Genomic DNA, 1588 nt, shown 5'->3' with positions numbered 1-1588 from the left:
GGGCGGACCGGCCGGGTGCCGCAGGCGGGGGCGGTGGGATCGGTGCGGCGGGGCGTGTTGGCGCCGACGTTGCTGACGGCACCGGCTCCGGCCCCGGCAGCGGCCCTTCCGCCGACACCTCCGTCTCCTCCCCCTCCCCCTCCTCCCCCGACCCTGTCTCGGTCGCCGCGACCGAGGAGCGTCGGCGGTACGAACTGGCCCAGCTGGCCTGGCCCGAGGCCGCCGGGACGACGCCCGAGCAGCGCGAGATCCTGGAGCTGGCCGTACGGCACCAACTCGGCCCGCAGGAGGTGGCCGCCGTCCTGTCGATGGAGCTGACGGCCGCGCGCGAGCTGCTCGCCTCCGCCGCCTGCGAGGTGGAACGCACCCGCGCCGCCCTCGCGGTCGTCGAGACCGGCAGCTGCCCCTCGGTGGCCCGGCTCACCGGCGCCCCCCAGACCCTGCTCTCCGCCACGCTCCGGCGCGAACTCGTCCGGCACGTGGACGACTGCCCGCGCTGCCGCCGGGTCGCCGAGCGCGCGGAGGCGTCGGCGCCGTGGCCCGGTTCCCGTACGACGCCCTCGGCCCGTACCCGTACCTCACCGGCCGTCCTCCCGCTCATCGAGGCGCCGAGGGCCGCCGCGTACACCGCGATGATCCGCGCCCCGCGCGGCCGGGCGACCTCCCCGCGCTTCGGCCGCAACGGTTTCCCGATGGACCCCAAGGACCGCGCGGCCCGCCGCGACCGGCTGCGCGCCCGCGCCGTGACCACCACCGTCGTGGCGACGGTCGTCGCCGCGCCCGTGCTCGCGCTCTGGGCGGCGTACCGGGGCGGCCCCCTGACGGGGGAGGGGCAGGACGGCCCCTCGATCAGCGCGCGGGACAGGCCCGGCGGCCGGCCGGGCGACGAGGCGCGGGTGTACGAGCGTTACGAGAACGCGGGCAACGCGGAGGTCCGGGCGGGGGACGGTTTCCTGGCGCGTGGAGCGGGTGCGCCGGGGGGCGGCCGTACGCCGGACGTGTCCGTCGAGGTGATCAGCGACGGCCCGCCCCCGCGTCCGGCCCGGCCCGGGCAACCGGCTCCCGGCCGGCTCTCGGTCGAGGCGCGGTCGTCGGGCGGCACGAGTACGCTCACGCTCCGGGCGTACGGGGGCGCTCCGGTGAGGTGGTCGGCCGGTACGAGTGCGGGGTGGATCCGGCTCAGCGAAAGCTCGGGAACGCTTGCGCCTGGCGGCGTGGTGACGGTGCGGGTTCTGGTGGACCGGCGGTACGAGCCGCGTGGCGCTTGGAGGGCTTGGATTCTGCTGCATCCGTCGGGGGCGGTTGTTAGGCTGGACGGTTACGGTCGTACGGCGCCGCCGCCGCCGCGAACTCGACCGAGCGCCCCGTCGAACCCGGGCCCCGGTCCCGGTCCCGGCCCTGGGGGCCCCTCGGCCCCAGACCCCACCGGCTCGTCCGATCCGGTTCCTTCCGCCCCCACGGACCCCCCGTCCCCAACGCCGACGCCGTCACCGAGCGCGTCCCCCACGGAGGCGTCACCGTCCCCACCCACGCCCAGCTGACCGCGTTGCGGTCAGGGTTGTCCTCAATCGCCGGACGGGCTTGATGG

General features: G+C 77.2%; 1 protein-coding gene. It reads left to right on the top strand.

Going from position 1 to position 1588, the window contains the following annotated elements; genetic code table 11:
- Nucleotides 1-1541 (top strand): hypothetical protein (locus GT042_RS08990; RefSeq protein WP_161308175.1); only part of this gene is annotated, 1541 nt, incomplete at its 5' end.
- Nucleotides 1542-1588: the final 47 nt, after the last annotated feature.

The organism is Streptomyces sp. SID3212, from assembly GCF_009865405.1.
In the GTDB taxonomy this organism is placed as follows: domain Bacteria; phylum Actinomycetota; class Actinomycetes; order Streptomycetales; family Streptomycetaceae; genus Streptomyces.
The sequence above is the reverse complement of the archived record's forward strand: the minus strand, read 5'-3'. Positions and strand labels throughout refer to the sequence as shown.